Here is a 23,724-nt window from a genome sequence, read left to right on the forward strand (position 1 = left end):
TCACGCCCAGCGGGGGGGACATCCCGGCTTCCACATAATTGCGCGTGGAGTCACTAGACCTGTGCCGAGTTCGGAGCTATGACGGGTTCCCCCAGCGGGTTGGAGGCAGCAGGAGGAGAGGTGAGTAGCAGCCCGCACGGCATCCCGCTGCACTGTTTCACGTGAAACATGGTCCTGAACGATCTGGTCCCCGTTGATTTCGTCTGCCGGGGATCGGCCCGAGATGTCCAGCCCGGGACGATTGTCCAATTGTCGGGGGGAGATGCCGCTCCCGGGGGAGGGCAGATATGCGGGTGGCTGCCGCGGATCTTGTCCCGGCGTCGAAGGCGGACGGGGCGGAGTCCAGGGCTGCGGGCTCTGGGCTTGCCCTGGTCGGCGTCGACCGCGCCGCCGTGGACGTGGCGCAGTAGGGCCGCTTGCGGTCTTCCAAGGCCGGACAGCGATGTAGGCGAGCCACGTTGCGTCAACCCGCCCTCAGCGGCCAGGCAACAGTCGACGGGCTCTGTGAGCCGTATCCGTGCTGCACACCCGCCAAGAGTTCCATCCAGCGGTGGCTAAGTATCCGACCCCATTGGATAGCCTTAAACCATCGCAGCCAGTACGTCTCATTCCTTCGGGGACGCGTGGCGAACGTTCGGGAGCCATGACGCCTGTTGTTGACGTCGTCATAGGGGAGAGAAAGGGTTCCCATAAAACGACGCGGGTGAGCCAGCGAAAGGAACGATAAGACGCGCGGAATGCAGGTCGATGGTCCGAGTCAGCAGTTTTCCGGTATGGCGGCCAGCCTGCCCCGGGCGCGTGATGCGAGTCTTCCGGAACAAGGCCCATGAACCCGGTCAGGGGCCGAACCTTCGCGTCCCGGGAATTCAGGGCGCGGAGTGCGTCGGTGATCCTTTGCCCGCCTTTCACCGGCGAATCGGTGGCCAGCGGTGGTGATGGGCCGGTTTTCTGGCGAAGAAGATCGAGGCCCACTTAGGGATATTGTTGGACTCATTCAAGTCCCGCACCTGGGCCCGCAGCTGCTTGTTTCGCACCAGCTCATCCCTACTCGGGCCGGACTTTTCCCCGGCATCAATCCGGGCCTACTTGGCCATTAGGTTGGAGACACCGGGTTGATGGGTGGTGTTCCGGTGCCGGTGTGGATGCGTGCAGTGTTGCAGTAGTGGAGCCAGGGTGCAAGGGCTGCGGCTCTTTCGGAGTTGCTGGTGAATATGTGGCGATAGGCCCATCCTGTTTGGAGGATCCGGTTGAGGCGTTCGACTGTGCCGTTGGTCCAGGGCCATGGGGTTTGATGAAGCGTTGTTCGGCGCCGATGTCAACGCAGGACTCCGGCGGCGGTAGTGTCCTTCTCGTCGGGGTGGATTTCGGCGTAGGCCAGGCGGATGTGCTGTTCAATGACGGCAAGGACGTAGTTGTGGCCGATGGGATCCATGCCGGCCCGCACCGGGGTTTCAGACCGCACTGCAGCATTTACTCTTCGAGCTGTGCCGAGGTCTTGGACGGGGCGTGAAGCGGTCCGCCTGAGCGGGCACGCGGGCCGTGGAAGACCCTGCTAGCATGGCCGCAATTGAAGTATCGAGAGGACTGACTTGCCATGAGTGAGAAGAAGCGATTGAGGAGCGTTAGCTGGGCTGTCTTTGGTTGGCTTGTCGTTGTAGCCGTAGTGGTGGTCTTTTCAGTGCTGGTTGACTAGGTGTATTGACCCCGGACGTTGGTGACATGCGGCGTGGCCGGGGGAGCTGAAGAAGACCTCCGGGTGAGCAAAGCCGCAGGGAACCGCAACAAGACCCGGACCCTCACCAACCGTCGGCCCGGCTACGGGTACCTGCACAACGCGGTCGATGACTTCTCCCGGCTGGCCGAGACCGCTCCCATGCCTTCGCCGACGCCCTGGGCCCGGACATCACACACAAACGCACCGGCCCCTACCTGCCCCAGGCCAAGGGCAAGGTCGAACGATTCAACCGCACCATGCTGGAGGAAGGGCCTACGCAAAACTGTACCGCTCAGAGGCCGAGAGAATCGCGCCATTCCCGGCCTGGTCACACTATTACAACCACCAGCGAGGCCACACCTGACTCAAGGGTCTGGCACCAGCTGACCGGGTACGCAACCTCCGTGGGCAATATACCTGCCGCCGCGCCGGCGCAGCTATTCGGCACCAGCCACGAGCTTCGGTGCCAGCACCTTGCAGGCGGCGGAGACGGACGACGGGCCCTCGGACAACACGTCCGTGGTCAGGGGGTTGTGACTAAAACTCAACCTGCTCTGAAGATCCGGCATCGCGTCGCGACGTGGCCCGAGGATGCCCCTCGCGGGGCTGTCAGCGCGTTCTGCAAAGAACACCATGTCTCCCGGGCCTGGTTCTACCAGGTCCGGGCGGCGGCGAGGAAGGTGGGGCCGCCGGCTTCGATTCGGGCCCGTTGTCGGTGATCGCCAAGCTCGCCGGCAGGGTTTTGAGCCCCCGTGTCGGGCAACGGTGGCACGGACCTTCTCCCGGGCCCCAGGGACGAAGGTGGCGAACTTCCAACTCATCGATGACCCTTCCCGCCTCCCTCGCCCCCCGCCCGAAACCGAGACCAGCGAGCAAGAAACCAACAACTGTCGAAGTAGTACTGAGGCAGGACAGGTCCGTCCATCGATATGAACCAGGGCCCAGATCCATGGCCGCCTCGATTTCGACACCGGTCAGCTCCACCGCAATTTGTCCGTGCGGGTGCACCTGTGGGAGACCGTTCTACCGCCGCGTCCTCTTCCGTGACAGGCCGCCGCGTGACCGGCACGTTTTGCCATCACGGAGGTGTGTCAGTCTGTGGACCTCCAATGCGATGCATGTTTCACGTGAAACACGTTTCTGGCCCGTCAAAGAGCCCCCGTGGCCCATTCCGGCAATCCGATTCTTGACGCTTAGAATCAATCTGGGAGAAGTGCTTAAACGCGTATGGACCGGAAAAATCCGGTCCATACGGGCAAAGTGGGGAAGGTGCCTACTTCAGGAAATCGGCAAATTCCTTTTCGAAGTACTGCTTGGGCCGAGCACCGATGACGGTGCTCTTCACCTCGCCGCCGTGGAAGAGATAGACGGCAGGGATGGAGGTGATGCCGTACTTGGCGGAAATGGCCGGGTTGGCGTCAACGTCGACCTTGATGACCTCCACCTTGTCCGCGTAGTCGACGGAGATTTCATCCAGGATGGGGCCCAGCTTGCGGCAGGGGCCGCACCATTCCGCCCAGAAATCTACAATGACGGGCTTTTCGGCCTTGAGGACGTCGTCGTTGAAGGTGGCGTCCGTGGCGCTTTTGGCATTGCTCATGGCACTCTCTTTCTTTCACCCGGTGCCGGCAAAGGCACCACTTGTCTTTGTTAGGAATTCTGCTCGGCGAGGTAGTGCTCCACATCCAGCGCGGCAACACACCCCGACCCGGAGGCGGTGACGGCCTGGCGGTACGTGGGGTCCACGACGTCGCCGGCGGCAAAAACGCCAGCAATGGAGGTTTTGGACGAGCGGCCCGAGACCGCGATCGTTCCCGCGCCCGTCAATTCCAGCTGGTCCTTGACGAGGTCCACCCGGGGATCGTTGCCTATGGCAACGAATACGCCGGTGACGGGAAGGTCACTCTTCTCGCCTGTGACGAGGTTGTTCAGGCGCACATTGGTCACCTTGGCCTCGCCATCGATGCCGACCACCTCGCTGTTCCACACAAACTTGATCTTCGGGTGGTTCAGCGCCCGGTCCTGCATGATCTTTGAGGCGCGCAGGGTGTCGCGGCGATGCACGACCGTCACCGTCTCGGCAAACTTCGTCAGGAAGATGGCCTCTTCCATGGCCGAGTCACCACCACCAATGACCGCGATGTCCTGGCCCTTGAAGAAGAAGCCGTCGCACGTGGCGCACGAGCTCACGCCGTGGCCCACCAGCCGCTTCTCGCCGTCAACGCCCAACTCCCGGTAGGCGGAGCCGGTGGAAATGATGACGGTCCGGGCCTTGAACTCCTGGCCGTCGGCCAGGGTCACGGTCTTGACCGCACCCGAGAGCGAAACCGAAGCAACGTCGTCGTACATCACCTCGGTGCCGAAGCGTTCGGCCTGCTTGCCGAAGTTCTCCATCAGGTCCGGGCCCATGATGCCGTCCGGGAAGCCCGGGAAGTTCTCCACGTCGGTGGTGTTCATCAGCTCCCCGCCGGCGGTGACGGAGCCGGCGATCATGAGCGGCTTGAGATCGGCGCGGGCCGTGTAGATGGCGGCCGTGTACCCGGCGGGGCCGGATCCGACGATGATGACGTCACGAACGTCTCCGGCGGTGGGTGCTTGCGTGCTCACGTGTCGGTGAACCTCTTCCTTCATAGCTTGGGCCGCGCTAGGGATGCGGCACCAACGGGCTTTCGTCCTGCACAACTGGATTCTGGCGCAAGTTATTCCGTCCGGGGCGGACCGGGCGGCTACTTGATGCTGATCTCGGCGATCTTTAGTCCGTAGGGGTACGTCCTGAACGGCTGCAGCTTGGGCAGTTGGGTGAAGTTGATAATCACATACTTGGCCTTGACCCCCGGCGCCGCCTTCAGGGTGAAGTCCGGGGCGCTGAAGGAGCCGCTGCCGATCTTTGCCGCGCCGTCCAGAACGGGCCGGCTGTTGGTCAGGATATTAAATTGCCCGCCGGAGCCGGCAATTTGGTTGATCGTGACGGAGCTGATGGTGGATTCCTCCTTGAGCGCCACCACCAGGTTAATGCTGTCCGTCATGCCGGCGAAGGAATCATTGGAGAATTCCAGGGTGGGCCAGTAGGTGCCCTTGTTGTTGTCGATGGCATCCTTCAGGCGCGGAAAATACTGTTGCCCAAGGGACGGATCATCCGGTGTGTACTGCGTCAGGCCCGCGATGCCCGGTGCCACGGCGGGCGGCGCCGCGGGCGTGGAGGCACTCTGTTGGGCGCCCGTGGTGGACGGTGTCTGTTGGGACGTGGACTTGTCCGAATTGGCGGTGTTGCTGCCATTGAACAGGGTGCTGATGTGGGTGACGGCAAAGAACAACGCCGCCACGACCAGCACGGCGACAATGGCGCCGGTCAGCCATCGGCCGCCGGAGCGGGGCGCGTTGATGTCGTCGTCCTCGTCGAGGTCTTCAAAGTTGTCGCTCGCGGCCCGGACGTCGGCCGGGAAGGTGCCGGCCTTATGGGTCGGCTGGCCGTCACCGGCCTCAAAGTCGTTCTCGTTCCACAGCGTCACCTTGGGCGGGACCGTGGCGGCGGCCGCCGTGGGAGGCACGACGCCGGCACGGGCCTGCGGGACGGCCGGGGCCGGGGTGGTGGCCGGGTTGGCCGCGGCCTTGCCGGTTGTTGGCGTGCGTGCCGCGGGCGCCGTTGCCGGTCGGGTTGCGGACGGAGCTGCCGGGGGCCGCCGGCCAACCGCCGGCGGCGCGGGGTGGCCCGGGGTAAGGGGGGAATCATCCTCGTACACGTAGGGGCCGTTGTTGGGTGCCGCATCTCGGGCGGATCCGAAGATTTCGGTGCCCAGGGTGTCGGTGAAGAACGGCTCCTGGTAGACGTCCTGCTCTCCGGTACCGTACGGGTCTTCCGCCACCTCCGTGGGGACCACCAGGTCCAGCAGGTCGGCGGGGGTGGTCCGGGAGGCGATCAGGTAGGTCGAGTCGTCCTGGGTGCCCATGTCCAGGATGGAGACATTGGAGACGCGTTCGCCCGTGGCCACTTCGCGGGCGCTTTGGGTGAGATTGGACGAGTTGTCCACTGCCGAAACCAGGATGCTGACGGGCCGGTTCAGGACCTGGTCCAGGCCGTCCAGGATGACGTCGTTCTCGGCGGAGGCCAGGATGCGGCCGGTCACTTTGTAGCGGCCGCCCAGGATGGAGCCCACATCAATGGGTTGTGGCACCGAATCCTCCTCATGCAAACGGGTGGCGTGAACTTGCCCGGGCGTAGACCGCCCTATTTTCACTGATTCTATAGGACTGCCCGGCAATGTCCGGGGATATGGGCCGGCGCCCGGCCCCGCTCGTTCCGGCAGGGGACGCCCTAGCGCCGTCCGGACGGGCGCAGCCTGGAGGTCAGCGGGGTGAGGACGGCATCAAGTTCGCCCACCCGCAACACCTTGAGCATCAGGACGTAGGCTCCCGCCATGACCAGCCCCACCACGGCCAGGGTGATCACCGCGGCGCTGATGGAGTGCCACATGAAACCGTCCGGACGGGAGCCGCCAAAGAGGTGCAGCACCACTTCCCCCGCCGCCCCCGCCACCAGGGCGGCGGCCAGGAAGCGCATGTGGGCCCGCAGGATCAGGCCGCCACCGTAGTCGCCCAGCCGGGCCCGCAGGAACTGGTGGCTCACCAGCGGCCCCAGGACGTTGCTGATGGTGTAGCTGCACGCCAGCCCGTAGATGATCAGCGGCGCGGGCAGCGCGGCGGCGGCCAGGGCGGTGCCCAGCCCGATCGCGACCATGATGCATTGGATGATGAACGGCGTCTTGGCGTTTTCCTGGGCATAAAAAACGCGGTTCAAGATGAAATTGATGCTGTAGAACGGGGCGCCGATGGCCAGGATGGCCAGGGTGATGGCCACCTGCCGTCCGGCGAACTCCTTGTTGCCGCTAAAGAGCATCCCCAGCGGGCCGGACAACACGATCAAGGCGACACTGGCGAAAACCGTGGCCACGCCGGTGGTGCGCAGGGCGTTGGAGAGTGAGCCGCGCAGCCCGGAGGAGTCGTGCCGGGCGGCGGCGCGGGCCATGGCCGTGAACATGACCGTGGCGATGGACAACGCGATGATCGAATGCGGCATGATGTACAGCTCGGTGGCCCGGTTCAGCGCATAGAGTCCGGGAATGGCGGAATCGGCGCTGCTGTCCGACTTGCTGCCGGTGGGRATGGTGGCGATCATCAGGATCACGATGAAGCTGAGGTTGCCGATGACCATGGTGGCCATGGTCCACCCCGCAATCCTGGCGGTGGCCCCGAGCCCGGTGCCACGCCACCCGAACCTGGGCCGCAGGTTCAGGCCCAGCCGCTTGACGGGCACCAACAGGACCACCGATTGGACCACGATGCCCAAGGTGGCGCTGCCGGCCAGCATCCAGCTTTGCCCCGTCGTCCAGTTGTCCACCGTGTGCGCGGTGGTGGAGGTGCGTCCGGCCACCGTGATGAAAACCAGGAGCCCGCCGATGGCCACCACGTTGTTGACCACCGGCGCCCAGGCATAGGCCTTGAACGCATTGTGGGCGTTGAGCACCTGGCCGAGGAGCGAATATAGGCCGTAGAAAAAGATTTGCGGGAGCAGGAACATCCCAAAGGTGATGGCCAGCTGCAGCTGCTGGCCGGTAAATGCCGTGGACACCGTCATGATGGGCACCACCAGGACCAATACCAGCGCCGTCAGCCCGAGGAGGCCCGTAATTCCCATGGTCAGCAGGGAGGAGACAAAGTCCGTGCCCTTGTCCGGCTGCTTGCTGGCCTTGACGATCTGTGGAATGAGCACGGCATTGAACACGCCGCCGGCCACCAGCAGGAAGATCAGGTTGGGCAGGTTGTTGGCGCCCTCAAAGATGTCCGCCACGGCGGTGCCGGCCACGGCGATGCCGAGCAGGATCCCCTTGATGAAGCCCAGAATCCGCGATGCCAGGGTGCCCACGGCCATGGCGGCGCTGGATCGGGCGGCCTGGTCCGTGGCCGGCGGCCGGCCGGGCGGCCGGGAGGGTTTCGCGGGGATATTCACCGGTTGTACGTAAGACATCGACCCCATCATCTCATTGGGACCCGGATGGCAGCTGAAAGTCGGGCGGCGCCGAAGGCGTCCCGCCGTGAGTCCCTAGAAGAATTCCGGCAACAGGTCCCGGGCCAAATCGGTGATGCGGCGTTCGTTGGGGAAGGACAGCTTCCGGCCCAGCTCGGCCAGCGGCACCCAGGCGACGTCGACGGCCTCATGGTCGGGATCGTTTTCAATGGTGAGAAAGCCGCCCGTGGCGCGCAGCAGGAAGTGGTGCACCGTCTTGTGGACGCGGTGTCCGCTGACGGTAAACCAGTAGTCGATGCTGCCCAGCGGCGCCAGGACGTCCCCGGCGATGCCGGTTTCCTCCTCGATCTCGCGCACGGCGGCCTCGGCATACGTCTCCCCACCCTCGGGATGGCCTTTTGGCAGGCACCATTCAAGCCGGCCGCCACGGTTGATGCGGGCAATGATCGCAACCCGCAACTCGCCGTCGTGCCGTTCCACCACCACCCCGCCGGCGGAAATCTCCTCCACCGTGGGCAGCTGGCCCTGCGGATTTGGGACCGGCGCGACGAGGTTGCCCATTGCCGAAGGCAACGGTGTCCTCTTGGGTGCGCGCGGTACGGGGTGGGCCATGCAGTCCACTCTAGCTATCTTTGTGCCGGGATCATGACAGGGTGTGCCCGCCGTTTTGCCTGATGTCTCCCGGCGGGCGCGGCGGTGCCGGGCAAAAGTCTGGCATTCTTAAGGGACTATGGAATTGGTGCCAGATACCTCGCATTTAGACCCCGTTGTCCTTGAGCTTGGACAGCTCTTCGCCGACGCCGGCTACGAACTTTCCCTGGTCGGCGGCCCGGTGCGTGACCTCTTCCTGGGCCGGAGCTCCCCGGACCTGGACTTCACCACCAACGCCACGCCGGAGCAAATCCTCGCCGTGGCCAGGAAGTGGGCGGACTCGCACTGGGAGATGGGCCGCGCGTTCGGCACCATCGGCTTTCGCAAGCGCAATCGGAACAAGGACGTGTTGCTCATTGAGGTGACCACCTACCGGGCCGAGGCCTACGATTCCGACTCGCGCAAGCCCGCCGTCGCCTTTGGGGCGTCTCTGGAGGATGACCTGGCGCGTCGCGACTTCAGCGTCAACGCCATGGCGCTGCGCCTGCCGGACCTGGTCCTGGTTGACCCGTACGGCGGCGCCGTCGACCTGGCCGCAGGGCTCCTGCGCACGCCCGGGACGCCACAGTCCTCCTTCTCCGACGACCCCCTGCGCATGATGCGCGCCGCCCGCTTTGCCGCCCAGCTGGGCTTTGCGGTGCACCCCGACGTCCGTGCCGCCATGACGGACATGGCCGCCCGGATCGGCATCATCTCCGCCGAACGGGTTCGGGACGAACTGGTCAAGCTGGTGTGCGGCGCCAACCCGCGCGCCGGCATTGACCTGCTGGTCGAGACGGGGCTGGCGGAGCTGGTGCTCCCGGAGATCCCGGCCCTCAAGCTGGAGACCGACGAGCACCACCGCCACAAGGACGTCTACCAGCACTCGGTGCAGGTCCTGGAGCAGGCGGCGGCCCTGGAGACCGGACCCGGGGGGCCCGTGCCCGGCCCGGACTTTGTGTTGCGGTTTGCGGCGTTGATGCACGACGTCGGCAAGCCCAGGACCCGCCGTTTTGAACCGGGAGGGGCGGTGAGCTTCCGCCACCATGACCTGTTGGGGGCGAAGTTGACGGCCAAGCGCATGAAGGCGCTGCGTTTTGACAACGACTCCATCAAGGCCGTCTCCCGGCTGGTGGAGCTGCACATGCGTTTCTACGGGTATGGGGAAGCCGGCTGGACGGATTCGGCCGTGCGCCGGTACGTGACGGACGCCGGCCCCCTGCTCGAGCGCCTGCACCGGCTCACCCGCTCCGACGTGACCACCCGCAACCAGCGCAAGGCGGAGCGGCTGTCCTTCGCCTACGACGACCTGGAGCAGCGCATCGCCGTGCTGGCCGAACGGGAGGAATTGGACGCCATCCGCCCCGACCTGGACGGAGGGGCGATCATGGCACTGCTGAACCTCAAGCCGGGGCCGGTGGTGGGCCGGGCCTACAAGTTCCTGCTGGAGATGCGAATGGAAAACGGCCCCCTGGGCGCGGACGCGGCCGCGTCCGCGCTGAGGGCGTGGTGGGCCGGCCAGCCGGAGGCCCGGGTCCCCGACGCGGCCGTCCAGCCGGACGCCATGGTTCCGCGCAGCGCCGCCGACCAACCCGGCCACAACTGACGAACAGGACCCCGCATGAGCAACGCATCCGCAGGCTCGACCCCCCTGAGCCTCATCCCCGTTCCCGGCGGCCCCAAGCTGTGGCTGCTGCGCCACGGCGAGACCGAGTGGTCCCTCAGCGGCCAATACACCGGCCTGACGGACCTGGCCCTGACCGGGGTGGGTGAGGATCAGGCCCGGTCCGCCCGGGCGGCCCTCTCCGACACGGCCTTTGACCTGGTGCTCACCTCGCCCCTGCGACGGGCCCGCCGCACGGCGGAACTGGCCGGTTTCCCCGACGCCGAGGTGGAGCCCAACGCCGTCGAATGGGACTACGGCGACTACGAAGGCATCAATAGCGCCGTGGTGCGGGCGGAAAACCCCGGCTACCTGATTTGGGACAGCGGCGTCCCCAACGGCGAGGCGATCGCGCAGGTGTCGGCCCGCGCCGATGCCATCGTCGACCGGGTGCGCGCGCCCCTGCCCGACGGCAGCAGGGCGGCCAACGTGCTGTTGGTGGCGCACGGGCACTTCCTGCGCATCCTCACGGCGCGCTGGCTGGGCCTGGAGGCCGGCCAGGGCCGCCACTTTGTGCTCGGCACCGCCAAGGTCTGCACGCTGGGCTGGGACAAGTTGACCCCGGCCGTTGAGCAGTGGGGCCTCTGATTCGCCCCGCCGTCCTATACTCGGGGTTCTCCCGGCTACTGGCCGTTTTGGCCTGGCTGTTTTGTGCGTTCTTCGCCGTAAACCTGCTGCTGACCGGCACCTGGGAATCGATTCGGCACTTCCTGCCGTGGCTGATGCTCGTGGCCTGGGCGCTGTACGTGCTGCTGTGGCGCCCCTGCCTGGTGGTTCGCGCCGACGGCCTGGAAGTCATCAACCTGCTGCGCGAGCACCGGGTCCCGTTTGCGGCGCTTACCGCCGTTCAGGTACACCAGGGCGTCACCCTGGTGACCACGGCCGGCCGTCTAGCCAGCTGGGGTGCCCCGGGCGCCGGCAGGCCGGCCCCGATGGGTTCGGGAAAGGGAGGCCCGTCCGGGCCGCGTGGCCGGGCGCGCCCACTGTCCCAGGCCCGCATCCAGTCCGCCTGGGACGCCTGGGAGGCACATCGGGACGAGGCGAGTGCCGACGTCGTCCCCTCCACCCCGCCCGACCCCCGGCAGGCGGTGACCAGCCGCTGGAACAGGCCGGCCGTCGTCGTCACCCTGGCCCTGGCGGCCCTGGTCGCGGCATCCGTCCTCCGCTAAGAAACAGGGCGGCGCGACGCACAAAATGATCCGGCCCCCGCTCGGACTGAGCAGGGGCCGGATCTTATGCGGTGGGGTGTTGCGGGGCTAGGACTTCCAGCCGACCGCAGTCCAGTCGAGCGACTGGAACTGGGCCGCACCGTAGTTGACCAGGCCCTTCTTCACGCCGTAGGTGATGGGCCGCGGGGTCAGCGGGATGACGGGGACGTAGGCGAAGATCGCCTTGTCGATCTCGTTGGCCAGCACCAGGCGCTTGGCCGGGTCGAGCTCGGCATTGGCCTTGGCCCACAAATCGCCCAGCTTCGGGTCCGTCAGACCGGTGAAGTTCTGGCCGGCATCAACGGGGTAGAAGATGGACTCCGCGGAGGAGATCGGGAATGCGGTGCCCTGCCAGGCGAAGCTGACTATCTCGAAGTTGGACTTGAGGACATAGTCGGAGAAGAACGTGTCGGCCGGGACAGTATTGTTCTTGAGCGTGATGCCTGCGGCCTTCAGGTTGGACTGGACCTGCTTGAAGGACTGCTCCGACACCGGGTTGTTGGCGTCCAGCGTGTAGGTCAGCTCCAGCTTCTTGCCGTCCTTGGCATACATGCCGTCGGTGCCCTTCGCGTAGCCCGCCTCTTCGAGCAGGGCGCCGGACTTTGCGACGTCAAAGCCGATGGCCGCCGTGCCGTGGTCTTCGTAACCCTTCTGGCCCGGCATGAAGATGTAGCTGTTCATGTTCGTCACCGGCGCCCCGATCGGGCTCAGGCGGCTGGCCGACATGGTGTCCCGGTCAATGGCGCGGGCAACGGCCTGGCGGACCTTTACGTCGGCCAGCGGACCCTTGGACCCGTTCAGCGTCAGGTGGCTCCAGGTCACACCACCGGACTGCTGGATGGCGCCGTCCGTGCGCTTCTTGGCGGTGTCGTAGTTGTTCTTGTCGGTGCCGATGACCAGGGCATCAATTTCCTTGTTGGCGTAGGCCTGGGCGATGCCGTCGCGCGAAACGACCTTCATCAGGACCTTCTCCAGCTTGGGCTTCTGGCCCCACCACTTCGGGTTGGGTGTCAGCGTGACGATCTTGGCGTTGGCGTCCACATTGGAGACGATGTAGGGTCCGTTGGACGGGATCGGCTTGGACTTGTACCCCTCGTTGAACGCCTTCGGATCGGAGGCGATGGCGGCCGGGATGATGCTGCCCTGGCCGCCCAGGATGGACGCCCAGTCGGCGTTCTTGTTCTTGAAGGTGATCTTGAAATTTTGGTCGGTGTCTTCGCGGGTCACTGACGCGATGTCCTTGTACACGTTGTCGGCGGCGATCTGGTACGCCTTGTTGGAGCCGTTGTTCGCCTTGATGGTGGCGTCGAAGTCCTTGTAGGTCATGGGGCTTCCGTCTTGCCACACGGCCTTGGGGTTGAGCTTGATCTCAACCACCTGGGGATCCTCACTGGCCAGCTTGACCTCGGTGGCGTAGTCCGGATTGACCGTCCAGGTACCGTCGGCGCTGATCTTGACGGGGCCGCCGGAGGTGGGATCGATGATGGAGACGCCGGCCGCGTTGGCACCGTCCACCTGTAGCGCGTTCCAGTTGTCCGGGAGCTGGTCCACGGCCAGGGTCAGCTGGCCACCGTCCTTGACGCTGGCGTAGTCTGCCGACTCCCACGCGGTGGTGGGCAGGGTGGCCGATTGCGTGGCACCCTTGCTGCTGTCAACAGTGGGTGTCTTGCCTCCGCCGCCGCCGGCGCTACAGCCGGTGACGGTGAGGGCCAGAGTCAGGACTCCGACCCCCACAACCTTCTTAATGTGTTTCATTGCTTCCTCCCTTGGGTGACCCGTGACGATGAAAGTATCAGAATTCCTCGCCGGACCGTGGTTGATGCGGTGATTTTGTTTGACTGCGGACGGTTTAAGACATGAGATCAACGTGTTCGGCATGGTGGCAGGCGACCGAGCTGGCGTTGACCGGGCGGCGGACGGGATCATCGGTGCGGCAACGCTCCTGGGCGGGCCCATCCATGAGCTGGTAGAGCGGACACCGGGTGCGGAAGTTGCAGCCGGTGATGTCTTCGGTGGGACTGGGCAGATCACCCTCCAGGATGATGCGGCGGCGGTTGCGTTCCACCGTCGGGTCCGGGACCGGGACGGCCGACAGCAGGGCCCGCGTGTAGGGGTGCGCCGGGTTGTCGAAGATGGACTCCGAGGGCCCGCTCTCAACGATCCGGCCCAGGTACATGACGGCGACCGTGTCCGCGATCTGCCGGACCACGGCGAGGTCGTGCGCCACGAACAGGTACGACAGGCCCAGCCTCTCCTGCAGGTCCTCCAGCAGGTTGATGACGCCGGCCTGGATCGAGACGTCCAGCGCGGACACGGGCTCATCCAGCACCACGATCTTCGGGTCGGTGACCAGGGCCCGGGCAATGCCGATGCGCTGGCGCTGCCCACCGGAGAATTCGTGCGGGTACCGTGCAGCCATGGAAGCATCGAGCCCCACCAGCTCCAGCACCTCGCGAACCTTTTGCAGCCGGGCCTTCGCCGGGACGCCGTGGACGGTCAGCGGCTCGGCGACGATGTCCTGGACGGGCAGCCGGGGGTCCAGGGACGCCATGGGGTCCTGAAACACCACTTGGATGTCCCGGCGCAGGGCCCGGCGCTCGGTCCGGGTCATGGCGGCCACGTCCCGGCCGTTGACCGTGATCCGGCCGGCCTGGGGCCTGGCCAGTTCCAGGATCTCCATGATGGTGGTGGACTTCCCACAGCCGGATTCGCCCACCAGGCCTAGTGTTTGGCCGGACCTGATGTCGAAGCTGACGCCGTCCACGGCGCGCACGGTGCCGACGGATTGCTTGAACACCGCCCCTTTGGTCAGCGGAAAGTGCCGTACCAGTCCCTCCACGGCCAGCACGCTGGCCGGGACGATCCGGGCGCGCTCGGCGGCCGCCACCGGCGCCGGAACGGGGTACAGTTCACCGCGCTTGAGGGCGCCGGAAACTATTTCATCCACCCGCAGGCACGCCGCGGAGTTCAACGGGTCCTTGCCGAGCGCCGTCAACGGCGGCTCAATCGTGCGGCAGGCGTCGACGGCGATGGGGCAGCGCGGGGCAAACGGGCAGCCGGGGGACAGGTTGCTCAACAGCGGCGGGCGCCCCTCCAGCGGTACCAGCCGGGTGTGCCCGGCGGTGGCCAGGTTGGGCATGGAGCGCAGCAGGCCGATGGTGTACGGCATGGACGGGGCGTGAAAGACCTCATCGACGGTGCCGGTCTCCACGATGCGCCCGGCATACATGACCGCGATTCTATCGGCGTTGCCGGCCACCACGCCCAGATCGTGCGTGATCAACACCACGGCCGCGCCGGTCAGGTCCTTGGCCGTCTGGAGCACCTCCAGGATCTGCGCCTGGATGGTGACATCCAGCGCCGTCGTCGGCTCGTCGGCGATGATCAGGCGCGGATTGTTGGCAATGGCAATGGCGATCATGGCCCGCTGGCGCATGCCGCCGGAGAACTCGTGCGGGAAGGCCTGGGCGCGCCGCTGCGGGTTGGGGATGCCCACCACCTTCAGCAGTTCCACGGCCCGGGCGTGCGCGGCCGCCCTGGACAGCGACTTGTCATGGAGCGAGAGGGCCTCGGCGATCTGCGTGCCGATCGTGTACACCGGGGTCAGCGCGGACAGCGGGTCCTGGAAGATGATGGCGATGCCCTCCCCGCGCAGCCTGGAGAGTTCCTTGTCGCTGCGGCCCAGCAGTGACCTGCCCTCGAAGAGGATGTCGCCGCTGACCTGCGCGGAGGACGGCAGCAGGCCCATGACGGCCAGGGAGGAGACGGACTTCCCGGAACCCGACTCGCCCACAATCCCCAGGAACTCGCCCTTGTCGACGTGGTAGCTGACGCCGCGGACCGCGGTAACGGCGCCGCCGGGCTGGGGAAAGCTGACGCTGAGGTCGCGAACTTCCAGCAGGTGCTGGGAGGGGCCCGACGGCGCTGCTGCCTGCCGCTGGCGGGCCAGCGCCGGTTCGGTGGCCAGGTTCTTAGGCACGGTTGGCTCCGGAGGTAGGGTCGACGGCGTCGCGCAGGGCATCGCCGATCAGGCTGGCGGACAGCACCGTGAAGACGAGGATCGCCGCCGGGAAGACGAACAGCCAGGGGCGGGTGGCGGCGGCGCCCTGGCCGGCGGCCAGGAGCGTTCCCAGCGACACGTCGGGCGCCTGGATGCCGAAGCCGAAAAAGCTGAGAGTGGTTTCGCTCAGGATCGCCCCGCCCACCCCGAGCGTCGCGTCGATGATCAGCAGCGAGGACACGTTGGGCAAGACGTGCCGACGGATGATGGTCCACGTATCGACGCCCATGAACCGGGCGGCCTTGATGAAGTCGCGTTCGCGCAGCGACATGGTCTGGGCGCGGATCACCCGGGCCATGATCATCCAGCCGAAGCCGGCCAAAAGGAAGATCAACGCCACCCAGGACAGGGACTTGAAGATGGGGCTCAGCAGGACGAACAGGAAAAGGCTCGGCAGCACCAGCAGCAGGTCGATGAACCAAATGATGGTCTTGTCCCACCAGCCGCCCAGGTAGCCGGCCACGGCGCCGATGACGCCGGCGATGAGGGAGGCCATCGGACCCACGAGCAGGCCGATGATCAGGGACTTGCGCAGGCCAACGATCGTCTGGGCGTAGATGTCCTCGCCGATGTCGCTGGTGCCAAACCAGTGCAGGGCCGTGGGGCCCGATCCCATGTTGTACACGTCCAGGTCGGTGGCGTTCCACGCGTTGGGGAGGAGGCCGAACATGGCCCACAGGCCGATCGCCAACAGGCCCACCAGGCCCACCCAAAAGCGGGGCGTGCTGCGCAGGCGCGAGAGGATCAGGCGAAAGCGGGAAACGGGCGTCTCGGAGCGAATGACATCGGGGATGCCGGCGCTGGGGTCGGCGATTGGGATTTCTTCGAGCATGGACATTCTCACACCCGCACTCTCGGGTCAAGGGCGGCGTACACGACGTCGGACAGGGTGCCGGCAATCAGGACCAGGATGGCGTTGAAGAGCACGGCGCCGGTGAAGGCGTTGATGTCGCTTTGCTGGATGGCCTGGAAGAGGAACTCGCCCATGCCGTGCCAGCTGAACACCAGCTCGGTCACCGCCGCCCCGGCCAGGATGGTGGCAAACGAGTACGCGAAATAGGTGGACATGGGGATCAGTGCCACCCGAACACCATGGCGGACCAGGGCCGAACCGCGGGTGCGGCCCTTGGACCGGGCGGTGCGGATGTAGTCCGCGGAGAGCACATCCAGCATTGCGCTGCGCTGGTACCGGGAGTAGCCGGCGGCTCCGATGAGGGCCAGGGAGATGGTGGGGAGCAGCAGGTGTGCGGCGCGGTCCCAAAAGTGGATCCACCAGCCGCCGTCGAGACCTGCCGTGTACTCTCCGGTGAAGCTGATCAGCTGGATGCCCAGAAAACCGTTCAACGCCGTGGCCACGATCATCAACAGGATCCCCAGCACAAATGAGGGCGTCGCCAAGATGATGAATGACGCGTAGGAGAGGGTCTGGTCGCTGACCTTGTACTGCCGCACGGCACCCCAGACCCCGATGATCACCCCGACGATTGCCGCCAGGAGCGTGCCAAGAATCAGCAGGCGCAGGCTGGTCCCGGCCCGTGCCGCCATTTCACTGACGACCGAAGTGTTGTGGATGGTGTCGCCCAGGGAGCCATGCGTCACCAGCGTGACCAGCCAAGTCCACAGGCGCTCGATGACGGGCGTGTTGGGATTCACGCCCAGCCCGTCAAGGATGGCGTTGATGGTTTCGTCGGAGGGGCGCGGGTTGCGGCCCAGGTAGCGGCCGGCCGGATTGAGAATGACGCTGGCGAGGATGTATGCACTCAGGGTGGCGATGGCCGAGAGTATGGCGTAATTGATGAAGCGCTTGACCACGAAGCCGATCATGGGGTCAGCCTCCGGGTCCAACACATGTCAGGCCGTCAAAGGGACGGGCCACACGCTGCTTTCGGGAGTGCAATGGCAATAAATCATCCTTCTAGCTTGTCTGCCGGCGCGGCCGGTGCTGGCAGGGGGTTGTCGGACCCACGGCCCGCGCGCTCGGTGGCGCACATTGCCGTTACGGTGCCAATGTACCCCCGTCCGGGGCATCGTCAACCATGAATTGGAGCGACGGCGTCCAATTTGACTACCGATTGGTAACCCGGCGGGCACTATTTGTGGTCGGTGGATGGCAAGATCCGCGAAACGACGGGAAAGTAGGCCGCGGCCCGCCGGGGATGAATGTAATCCAATTGTTACGCCCCGCGGTGCCGGCGCCGCGGGGCGCCGCGAATCCCCGGCGGGCTTCGCGCCGCGCGCGGAACGGACCGTGGATATGAATTCGAAGAACATAATCGATAAATATTCAACAATGGCTGGCCAAACGGCGCAGGAATGCTGTACCTTGATAATTAGTCCCGGTGAATCCTCCCGGGATGTCCGCGTGCAAGGTGAAGGGAGGCCATGATGTTTACAGCAATCAAGACCGGAGCTATTGATTTCGGCACGGCCTCCGCCCGGCACGCCATGACGGCGTCGTAACCCCTCGCGGGGTCCGCATTCCCGGCGGGCCGCGTAGGCCGTCCGCAATCTAACACCACAGTCAATGTCTTCCACGCATGCCCCCAGTCGGGCGTGGCCGGGCCGCGCCCCGTGCGTCGCCATTCTTGCTGTGGTTGCCGCCGACAAAAATGTACGAAATCAATCGCGCCCTTCGTGCTCGCTTAACGCCTTAATTCGAAGGAATCTATGGCTTTAATTGCCGCGCCAAAAAATAGACCACAGTGTTCGCAATCTAATAGGAAAGGAGGTGCAGCCATGACCCCAAAGCCGTCATTATCCTCAATCAAGCGCGTATTCTTCTCGCCCGTCAGTGAACAAAAGCTCGGCGAGATGCGCGACCGGCAGGAACGCGAAATCCTGCGCGTCGACCTGTTCAACATCCGGTAGCAGCGGCGTGACCGGAGAGGAGGCCCCCGGATGGCCATTACCCATCCCAAAGGAACACACCCTTGGTCCGCGGCGCATGTGGATACGCGACCGTCAGGGCAAACTGCCCGCGCCGCCCGGCGCGGGCAGTTTTCTTTAACCCGGCAACGCACGGACGGCCGGGGCGGGCACCGGTAGGCTCGTAGCCATGGAGGACTTCCACCCCACGGAACCCCGGGATCGGCGGCACTTGGTGGTGCCCTCACGCAGCGACCCACTGCTTCGCACCATGACCGAGGCCGTTGGCGGCCCGCTGGGCCGGCGCACGGCCCCCGGGTCCACGAGCCCCGGATTCTTCACGGTGGAGCGGGTCCTGATCCTCCTGACCGCCTTGTCCGCCCTGGTCGCGATCGCAGCGAAGGGGCATTGCCGCCAGGCGGGCTGGACCACGCCGGACCAGTATTCAACGGTGTGCTGGTCCCAGTTCCCCAATTCGTTTGTCGAGAACAACCTTGCCTCGGCCTTTCCGTACTTTAGCCGCGGTGCCGACTTTGACGGTTCGCCCCTGGCGGGCATCGTGGCCGGCGTGACGGCGCGGTTGACCGCCGGTGCCGGGGGCGGCGCGTCCAGGCTGCTGGCCTATTTTGACTTCAATGCGATCCTGGTTGCGGTGCTGTGGATGGTGACGGTGGTGCTTGTGGCGCGCAGCGCCCATCGCCGGCCCTGGGACGCGGCCCTCGTCGCGGCCAGCCCCGCACTGCTGGTCGCCGCCTACGTGGGATGGGACTTCTGGGCCGCCGCGTTGGTGAGCCTGGGCATCTACCTATTTGCCCGCCGTCGCACCCTGTGGGCGGGATTGTCGCTGGGGCTGGCGGTGGCTGCGGCACCCTATGCGCTCCTGGTGTTGCTGGTGCTGCTGGTCCTCGGGCTGCGGAGCCGTCAAACGGCGCGGATCCTCGAGGCCGTGGCGGCCGCGGCCGTCGGCTGGCTGATCCCGGTTGCCCCGGTGCTGGCCATCAACCCCGGCGCCTGGGGCGGCCACGTGGCCGGGGTGCTCACCCACCCGGCCACGGAGTCCTCCATATACGGCAGCTACAACCTGGTCGCCGGGCGGATTGGGGCGCCCATGCTCGGCGACAACGCCGTGAACGCCATCGCCGCGGTTTTGGTGGCGGCGGTGGTCGCCGGTGTGGCGGCACTGGCCCTGCTGGCGCCGCGGCGGCCCCGGCTGGCCCAGCTGGCGTTCATGGCCGTGGCCGGACTGACGGTGGTCGGCAAGGACGCACAGCCGTGGCACGCCATCTGGCTGCTGCCCTTGCTGGCGCTGGCCCTGCCGAGGTGGCGGCCCGCGCTGCTGTGGCAGGCGGCCGTGGTGACCCACTTCATTGCCCTGCTGCTGTTTCAAGGCAAGGTGTTCGGGGATGTCTCCAATCAGCACGCCATAGACCTGCCCTACTTTGTGCTGGCCGCGCTGCTGAACGTGGTGGCCACCTGCGCACTCATCGCCCTGACGCTGCGGGACGTGCTGCACCCGGAGTTCGACGTCGTACGCCGGGCCGGCGTGGACGATCCCCAGGGCGGGGTGTTGAGCGGCGGCGGCGGCCATGACTGACGTCGCCGTTGTCGGGGCCGGCCCCAACGGCCTCGCCGCGGCCGTGACCATGGCCAGGGCCGGTTTGTCGGTCGTCCTCTTTGAGGCCGGCGGCACCGTGGGCGGGGGATCGCGCACGGCCGAGCTGACCCTGCCCGGATACCTGCACGACGTCTGCTCTGCGGTGCATCCAATGGCGCTGGCATCACCCTTTTTTCGCGCCTTTGAGCTGGAGCGGCGGATCGAGCTGCTGGTTCCGGAGATTTCCTACGGGCACCCCCTCGACGGCGGACGGGCCGGGATCGCGTACCGGGACCTGGACCGGACGGTTGCCGGGCTGGGCGTTGATGGGGGGCCCTGGCGGCAGCTGATGGAACCCCTGCTGCGCCGCCTGGGCGGCCTCATCGACTTCACCCAGCACGGGCTTCTCAGGTTCCCCGGTGATCCGCTGGCCGTCTTCAAGTTCGGGCTGCGAACGCTGGAACAGGGCACGCCGGCGTGGAATGCAAGGTTCCGTGCCGAGGAGGCCCCGGCCATGCTCACCGGGGTCGCGGCCCACGCCATGGGCCGGCTGCCCGGCCTGGCCACGGCGGGGGCGGGCCTGCTGCTGGGCGTGTTGGCCCATGCCGGCGGTTGGCCCGTGCCGCGCGGCGGGTCGCAGGCGATTGCCGCGGCGCTGGCGGAAGACTTCCTCAACCATGGCGGGCGGATCGTTGTGGACACGCCCGTGACGGATATTGCGGCCCTGCGGGCGGAAACCGGAGCCAGGGCCGTCATCTGCGACGTCACCCCGCGCGCGTTGGCGGCACTGGGCCGCCGCGAACTCCCCGAACGGTATATACGCCAGTTGGAATCCTTTAAGTACGGCACGGGCGTGTGCAAGGTTGACTTCGCGTTGTCCGGACCCGTGCCGTGGACCCATCCGGAACTGCACCGGGCTCCCACGCTGCACCTTGGCGGCACGCGCCAATCCATGGCACAGGCCGAGAAGACGGTGCTGGCCGGGGGCTACCCCGCCGACCCCTACGTACTGGCCGCCCAGCCGGGAGTCCTCGATTCCTCCCGCACACCGGCCGGCAAGCACACCCTGTGGGCCTACACCCATGTGCCGGCGGGATCCGCGCGGGACGTCTCGGACGCCGTCATCGCCCAGGTGGAGCGATTCGCGCCCGGCTTCCGGGAGCTGATCCTGGCGACGCACACCGCGACGGCCCAGGACGTGGGCAGGTACAACCCCAACTATGTTGGCGGCGACATCGGCTCGGGGGCCCTCACCATGGCCCAGCTGCTCAAGCGGCCGGTGTTGGCTCGGGAGCCGTGGAAAACTCCCGTTCCCGGTCTCTACCTGGGCTCGGCGTCGACGCCGCCCGGGCCCGCGGTGCACGGGATGGGCGGCTGGCTCGCCGCCGTCTCGGCCCTGCGCCACACCTTCGAGCTGCCGGCCCCGCGGCTGGGCGTCTAGACGGCCGGCGTTTAGTTGGCCACCGAATAGCGGGCGCGGATGTGCCGGGGCGTCTCCAGCTCGTCCAGGAGTGCCACGGCAAAGTCCTGGGTGGAGATGGTGTCRCCGGCCGGGGAGTTGCCGCCGAGGACGTACACGCCGGTGCGCTCACCAGGGGCGATTGCCGGCGCCGGGGCCTGCATGGCCCAGTTCACGGACTCCGGCAGCTCCAGGAGGGCGTCGTAGGCGGCGGCCAGGGTCAGGGCCTCCGGCTTGTAGGCGTCGGGGAAGCCGGGCAGGTCCACCAGGCGCTGGTCGCCGACCATGAGCGCGCCGGCCCCGCCAACCACCAGGGTCCGGGTGTCGCCGACGTTGGCCAGTGCGGCATCCAGTGCGGCCAGCCAGACCCGGTGGTCGCCGCCCGTGCGGCTGGGGCCGGTGGCAAGCACGACGGCGTCGTGGGACGCGGCCAGGGAGGCGACGCTCGCGCCGTCGGCCAGGTCGGCGGCAACGGCCAACGCCGCGGGGGCCTCCGCCACGGTGCGGCCGGAGCGGGACACYGCGGTGACCTCATGCCCGCGGCTGACCGCCTCCGCGGCAACCTGCGAGCCAATCATGCCGGTGGCGCCAAAAACTGCAATCTTCACGGTGGACTCCAATGGTGTCTAGGGGTAGCGGATGGGTCTATAGTATGTAATAGATACTAAAACCTTCAACGATACCGAGTTACCAATTGGATACTAAAGACTCCGCCGGCAGCGGCTTTGTTGGCAATGTGTTCGACCCGAACTGCCCGTCACGGGTGGTGTTTGCCCGGATTGGCGACAAATGGGCGTCCCTCGTCATCCAGATCCTGGCCGACGGCCCGCTCCGGTTTTCGGAGCTGCGGGCCAGGGTCGGCGTGGTCACGCCCAAGGTGCTGACGCAGGCCCTGCGGGCGCTGGAGCGCGACGGGCTGCTCCAGCGCACGGTCTTTGCCCAGGTCCCGCCGCGCGTGGACTACGAACTGACGCCGCTGGGCGCCACGCTCCTGGAGCCCCTGGCGGCGCTGCGGCTGTGGGCCGAGCACAATGTCTCGGCCCTGCTCAACGCCCGCGACGCCTATGACGAGGCCCGGGACGCGCAGATCCTTGCGCCCTGACGCCCCGAGCGGCCCCTAACGCCCGGTCGGGCGCGAGGCTTAGCTCCGGCGGTTTAGGGTGCCGATCGGGGCGCCGTTGGCGTCGGTGACTGTCAGCGTGTCGCCGTCGAGCGTGCCGCCGGTGGCGGTGGACAGCCACGTGTCGGTGCCCTCACAGGTCATCTTGGTGCCGCCGAACTGCGGGAAGGTCAGCTTGCCTTCCTGCAGGAGCCACTGGCCGCTGAGCCGGTTGCAGCCGTCGCTGCCGGTCAAAAAGCCCGCCTGGTTGCCGTCCTGTTCGGCACCAAGGGCCAGCTGCAGGTAGGGCTGTTTGTCGGTGTTGTACCCGTTGCCCCAGGTGCCCACGGGGCCGGTGCTGGCGCCGCAGGAGGAGATGGACAAGGCCAGGAGGAGGCCGCCGGCAAGGGCGAGAACGCGTTTCATATAGAGCTGGCTCCGATCGAGCTGGTCGAAAGACTGTTCCCACCATGTTATTGCATCGCCGCGACAGTGCCGCCCCGGGGCTCCTGCGGCCTGGCCGGCACCGCCGCGGTGAGCACGCGATCGCGCATCGATGCCACCGCGTCGGTCAGCGGCACAAACTCGGTGTCATGGGTGACCATCACGGTGGCCACCTGGAATTCGTCCGTGACCCGCCGCAGCAATCGCACGATCGACTCGCTGCAGTCGTGGTCCAGTGCCGCTGTCGGTTCGTCCACCAGCAGCACCCTGGGCTCGCCCATCAGGGCCCGGGCGATGTTCACGCGCTGACGCTGCCCGCCCGAGAGCTGGTGCGGTCGCTTTCGAGTACACCCGGGCAGTCCAAGGACGCCAGCAGGTTGGGCTGGAAGACGATGCCCATCCGGTCCCGGCGTGGGCCGGCCAGCTCCTTGTCACCGAGCGCCGTGGCGTCGGTACCGTCGATGACCACCAGGCCGCGGCTCGGCTTGATGAGTGTGGCGGCGACGGCCAGCAGACTGGGTTTTCCTGAACCCGACGGCCCCACCAGTGATACAAACTCACCCGGGTTCACGCGCAGGCTGACGTTGTCCAAGACGGTGACAGTTCCTTCGCCGTCCGGGTACAGGAGGGTGACGTTGACGATGTTTAGTGCAGGAGTGGAGTCCTGGTGGTTTGGGTGGGTTAGAAGGGGGCGGGGTCGTCGAGGTGGAGGTAGGTGCGGCCGGTGGGGGTGGTGGTTTTGGTGCGGCCGGGGCCGTCGGGGGTGATGGTCCAGCCGGTGTGGGGGTTGTCTTTGAGTTGGTGGCAGTAGCGGTCGCGGGGGCGGAGGTTTTCGAGGCTGGTTTGGCCCTTGGGTTCGAGGGTGCCGTCGGGGCGGTAGCGGTTCATGTAGAAGGGGGTGGTGTGGTCTAGTTCGCAGCTGGCGGCGGGGTGGTCGCAGCCGATGCCGGTGCAGACGGGGTCGCG

Annotated in this window: 18 protein-coding genes and 4 pseudogenes; 8 read left to right on the plus strand and 14 right to left on the minus strand. The window is 66.5% G+C overall.

Annotation, left to right across the window (positions count from 1 at the left end; genetic code table 11):
- Positions 1-1,093: 1,093 nt before the first annotated feature.
- Positions 1,094-1,420, minus strand: a pseudogene (locus AB4Y80_RS09125) (integrase core domain-containing protein); the annotation flags it as partial.
- 336 nt (positions 1,421-1,756) lie between these two features.
- Between AB4Y80_RS09125 and AB4Y80_RS09130 the strand changes: the two are divergent.
- Positions 1,757-2,078: pseudogene (locus AB4Y80_RS09130) on the plus strand (integrase core domain-containing protein); the annotation flags it as partial.
- 909 nt (positions 2,079-2,987) lie between these two features.
- On the opposite strand, the gene trxA reads toward AB4Y80_RS09130, so the two are convergent.
- From trxA to AB4Y80_RS09155, 5 genes are all read right to left on the minus strand, one after another.
- Positions 2,988-3,314 (minus strand): thioredoxin, encoded by a 327-nt coding sequence (trxA, locus tag AB4Y80_RS09135; protein ID WP_442213741.1) that lies wholly within the window; start codon positions 3,312-3,314, stop codon positions 2,988-2,990.
- 50 nt (positions 3,315-3,364) lie between these two features.
- Positions 3,365-4,345 carry a thioredoxin-disulfide reductase gene (gene trxB, locus AB4Y80_RS09140; protein WP_442213742.1) on the minus strand — a complete coding sequence of 327 codons (981 nt, stop codon included), beginning with the start codon at positions 4,343-4,345 and terminating at the stop codon, positions 3,365-3,367.
- Positions 4,346-4,440: 95 nt separating this feature from the next.
- Complete coding sequence (locus AB4Y80_RS09145; protein ID WP_442213743.1) at positions 4,441-5,886, minus strand: ABC transporter substrate-binding protein; 1,446 nt, start codon at positions 5,884-5,886, stop codon at positions 4,441-4,443.
- A 140-nt stretch (positions 5,887-6,026) separates the two neighbouring features.
- On the minus strand, positions 6,027-7,736 hold the full coding sequence (gene murJ, locus AB4Y80_RS09150; protein ID WP_442213744.1) for a murein biosynthesis integral membrane protein MurJ: 1,710 nt from the start codon (positions 7,734-7,736) through the stop codon (positions 6,027-6,029).
- A 75-nt stretch (positions 7,737-7,811) separates the two neighbouring features.
- Entirely contained in the window at positions 7,812-8,309 is a 498-nt protein-coding gene (locus AB4Y80_RS09155) for an NUDIX hydrolase (RefSeq protein ID WP_442213745.1), read from the minus strand.
- A 157-nt stretch (positions 8,310-8,466) separates the two neighbouring features.
- Between AB4Y80_RS09155 and AB4Y80_RS09160 the strand changes: the two genes are divergently transcribed.
- The 3 genes from AB4Y80_RS09160 to AB4Y80_RS09170 are packed head-to-tail and all read left to right on the plus strand — an operon-like array spanning position 8,467 to position 11,198.
- The gene (locus AB4Y80_RS09160) at positions 8,467-9,972 is read left to right on the plus strand and encodes a CCA tRNA nucleotidyltransferase (RefSeq protein WP_442213746.1); all 1,506 of its coding nucleotides are present in this window, start codon (positions 8,467-8,469) and stop codon (positions 9,970-9,972) included.
- Positions 9,973-9,987: 15 nt separating this feature from the next.
- Positions 9,988-10,617, plus strand: a complete 630-nt coding sequence (locus tag AB4Y80_RS09165; RefSeq protein WP_442213747.1) for a histidine phosphatase family protein — start codon at positions 9,988-9,990, stop codon at positions 10,615-10,617.
- Positions 10,605-11,198 carry a hypothetical protein gene (locus tag AB4Y80_RS09170; RefSeq protein WP_442213748.1) on the plus strand — a complete coding sequence of 198 codons (594 nt, stop codon included), beginning with the start codon at positions 10,605-10,607 and terminating at the stop codon, positions 11,196-11,198. The genes AB4Y80_RS09165 and AB4Y80_RS09170 overlap by 13 nt, the downstream gene beginning before the upstream one ends.
- An 87-nt stretch (positions 11,199-11,285) precedes the next feature.
- Here AB4Y80_RS09170 and AB4Y80_RS09175 read toward each other — a convergent pair whose 3' ends face one another.
- The 4 genes from AB4Y80_RS09175 to AB4Y80_RS09190 form a co-directional block, all read right to left on the minus strand.
- Positions 11,286-12,992, minus strand: coding sequence for an ABC transporter family substrate-binding protein (locus AB4Y80_RS09175; RefSeq protein WP_442213749.1), 1,707 nt, complete (start codon positions 12,990-12,992; stop codon positions 11,286-11,288).
- Positions 12,993-13,086: 94 nt separating this feature from the next.
- Complete coding sequence (locus tag AB4Y80_RS09180; protein WP_442213765.1) at positions 13,087-15,186, minus strand: ABC transporter ATP-binding protein; 2,100 nt, start codon at positions 15,184-15,186, stop codon at positions 13,087-13,089.
- Between the two features lie 22 nt (positions 15,187-15,208).
- Positions 15,209-16,129, minus strand: coding sequence for an ABC transporter permease (locus AB4Y80_RS09185; protein WP_442213750.1), 921 nt, complete (start codon positions 16,127-16,129; stop codon positions 15,209-15,211).
- Positions 16,130-16,137: 8 nt separating this feature from the next.
- Entirely contained in the window at positions 16,138-17,121 is a 984-nt protein-coding gene (locus AB4Y80_RS09190; RefSeq protein ID WP_442213751.1) for an ABC transporter permease, read from the minus strand.
- A 912-nt stretch (positions 17,122-18,033) separates the two neighbouring features.
- On the opposite strand from AB4Y80_RS09190, the gene AB4Y80_RS09195 reads away from it, so the two are divergent.
- From AB4Y80_RS09195 to AB4Y80_RS09205, 3 genes are all read left to right on the plus strand, one after another.
- Positions 18,034-18,165 (plus strand): hypothetical protein, encoded by a 132-nt coding sequence (locus tag AB4Y80_RS09195; RefSeq protein ID WP_442213752.1) that lies wholly within the window; start codon positions 18,034-18,036, stop codon positions 18,163-18,165.
- A gap of 187 nt (positions 18,166-18,352) precedes the next feature.
- Positions 18,353-19,756, plus strand: a complete 1,404-nt coding sequence (locus AB4Y80_RS09200) for a glycosyltransferase 87 family protein (protein ID WP_442213753.1) — start codon at positions 18,353-18,355, stop codon at positions 19,754-19,756.
- Positions 19,749-21,197 carry a phytoene desaturase family protein gene (locus tag AB4Y80_RS09205; protein WP_442213754.1) on the plus strand — a complete coding sequence of 483 codons (1,449 nt, stop codon included), beginning with the start codon at positions 19,749-19,751 and terminating at the stop codon, positions 21,195-21,197. The genes AB4Y80_RS09200 and AB4Y80_RS09205 overlap by 8 nt, the downstream gene beginning before the upstream one ends.
- Positions 21,198-21,208: 11 nt before the next feature.
- Here AB4Y80_RS09205 and AB4Y80_RS09210 read toward each other — a convergent pair whose 3' ends face one another.
- Positions 21,209-21,823 carry an NAD(P)-dependent oxidoreductase gene (locus AB4Y80_RS09210; RefSeq protein WP_442213755.1) on the minus strand — a complete coding sequence of 205 codons (615 nt, stop codon included), beginning with the start codon at positions 21,821-21,823 and terminating at the stop codon, positions 21,209-21,211.
- Positions 21,824-21,909: 86 nt separating this feature from the next.
- Here AB4Y80_RS09210 and AB4Y80_RS09215 point away from each other — a divergent pair, with 86 nt between their 5' ends.
- Complete coding sequence (locus tag AB4Y80_RS09215; RefSeq protein WP_442213756.1) at positions 21,910-22,317, plus strand: winged helix-turn-helix transcriptional regulator; 408 nt, start codon at positions 21,910-21,912, stop codon at positions 22,315-22,317.
- A 39-nt stretch (positions 22,318-22,356) separates the two neighbouring features.
- Here AB4Y80_RS09215 and AB4Y80_RS09220 read toward each other — a convergent pair whose 3' ends face one another.
- The 3 genes and pseudogenes from AB4Y80_RS09220 to AB4Y80_RS09230 form a co-directional block, all read right to left on the minus strand.
- Positions 22,357-22,740, minus strand: coding sequence for an META domain-containing protein (locus tag AB4Y80_RS09220; RefSeq protein ID WP_442213757.1), 384 nt, complete (start codon positions 22,738-22,740; stop codon positions 22,357-22,359).
- Between the two features lie 47 nt (positions 22,741-22,787).
- Positions 22,788-23,401: pseudogene (locus tag AB4Y80_RS09225) on the minus strand (ABC transporter ATP-binding protein).
- A 38-nt stretch (positions 23,402-23,439) separates the two neighbouring features.
- Positions 23,440-23,724, minus strand: a pseudogene (locus tag AB4Y80_RS09230) (hypothetical protein); the annotation flags it as partial.

Origin of the sequence: Specibacter sp. RAF43, from assembly GCF_052114065.1 — a bacterium.
Classification (GTDB): domain Bacteria; phylum Actinomycetota; class Actinomycetes; order Actinomycetales; family Micrococcaceae; genus Specibacter.

Coding starts and splice junctions, on each gene's coding strand:
- trxB (WP_442213742.1), bottom strand. CDS start 4,345: ATGAAGGAAGAGGTTCACCGACACGTGAGCACGCAAGCACCCACCGCC.
- AB4Y80_RS09160 (WP_442213746.1), top strand. CDS start 8,467: ATGGAATTGGTGCCAGATACCTCGCATTTAGACCCCGTTGTCCTTGAG.
- AB4Y80_RS09165 (WP_442213747.1), top strand. CDS start 9,988: ATGAGCAACGCATCCGCAGGCTCGACCCCCCTGAGCCTCATCCCCGTT.
- AB4Y80_RS09205 (WP_442213754.1), top strand. CDS start 19,749: ATGACTGACGTCGCCGTTGTCGGGGCCGGCCCCAACGGCCTCGCCGCG.
- AB4Y80_RS09195 (WP_442213752.1), top strand. CDS start 18,034: ATGACCCCAAAGCCGTCATTATCCTCAATCAAGCGCGTATTCTTCTCG.
- AB4Y80_RS09220 (WP_442213757.1), bottom strand. CDS start 22,740: ATGAAACGCGTTCTCGCCCTTGCCGGCGGCCTCCTCCTGGCCTTGTCC.
- AB4Y80_RS09190 (WP_442213751.1), bottom strand. CDS start 17,121: ATGATCGGCTTCGTGGTCAAGCGCTTCATCAATTACGCCATACTCTCG.
- AB4Y80_RS09200 (WP_442213753.1), top strand. CDS start 18,353: ATGGAGGACTTCCACCCCACGGAACCCCGGGATCGGCGGCACTTGGTG.
- trxA (WP_442213741.1), bottom strand. CDS start 3,314: ATGAGCAATGCCAAAAGCGCCACGGACGCCACCTTCAACGACGACGTC.
- AB4Y80_RS09185 (WP_442213750.1), bottom strand. CDS start 16,129: ATGCTCGAAGAAATCCCAATCGCCGACCCCAGCGCCGGCATCCCCGAT.
- AB4Y80_RS09175 (WP_442213749.1), bottom strand. CDS start 12,992: ATGAAACACATTAAGAAGGTTGTGGGGGTCGGAGTCCTGACTCTGGCC.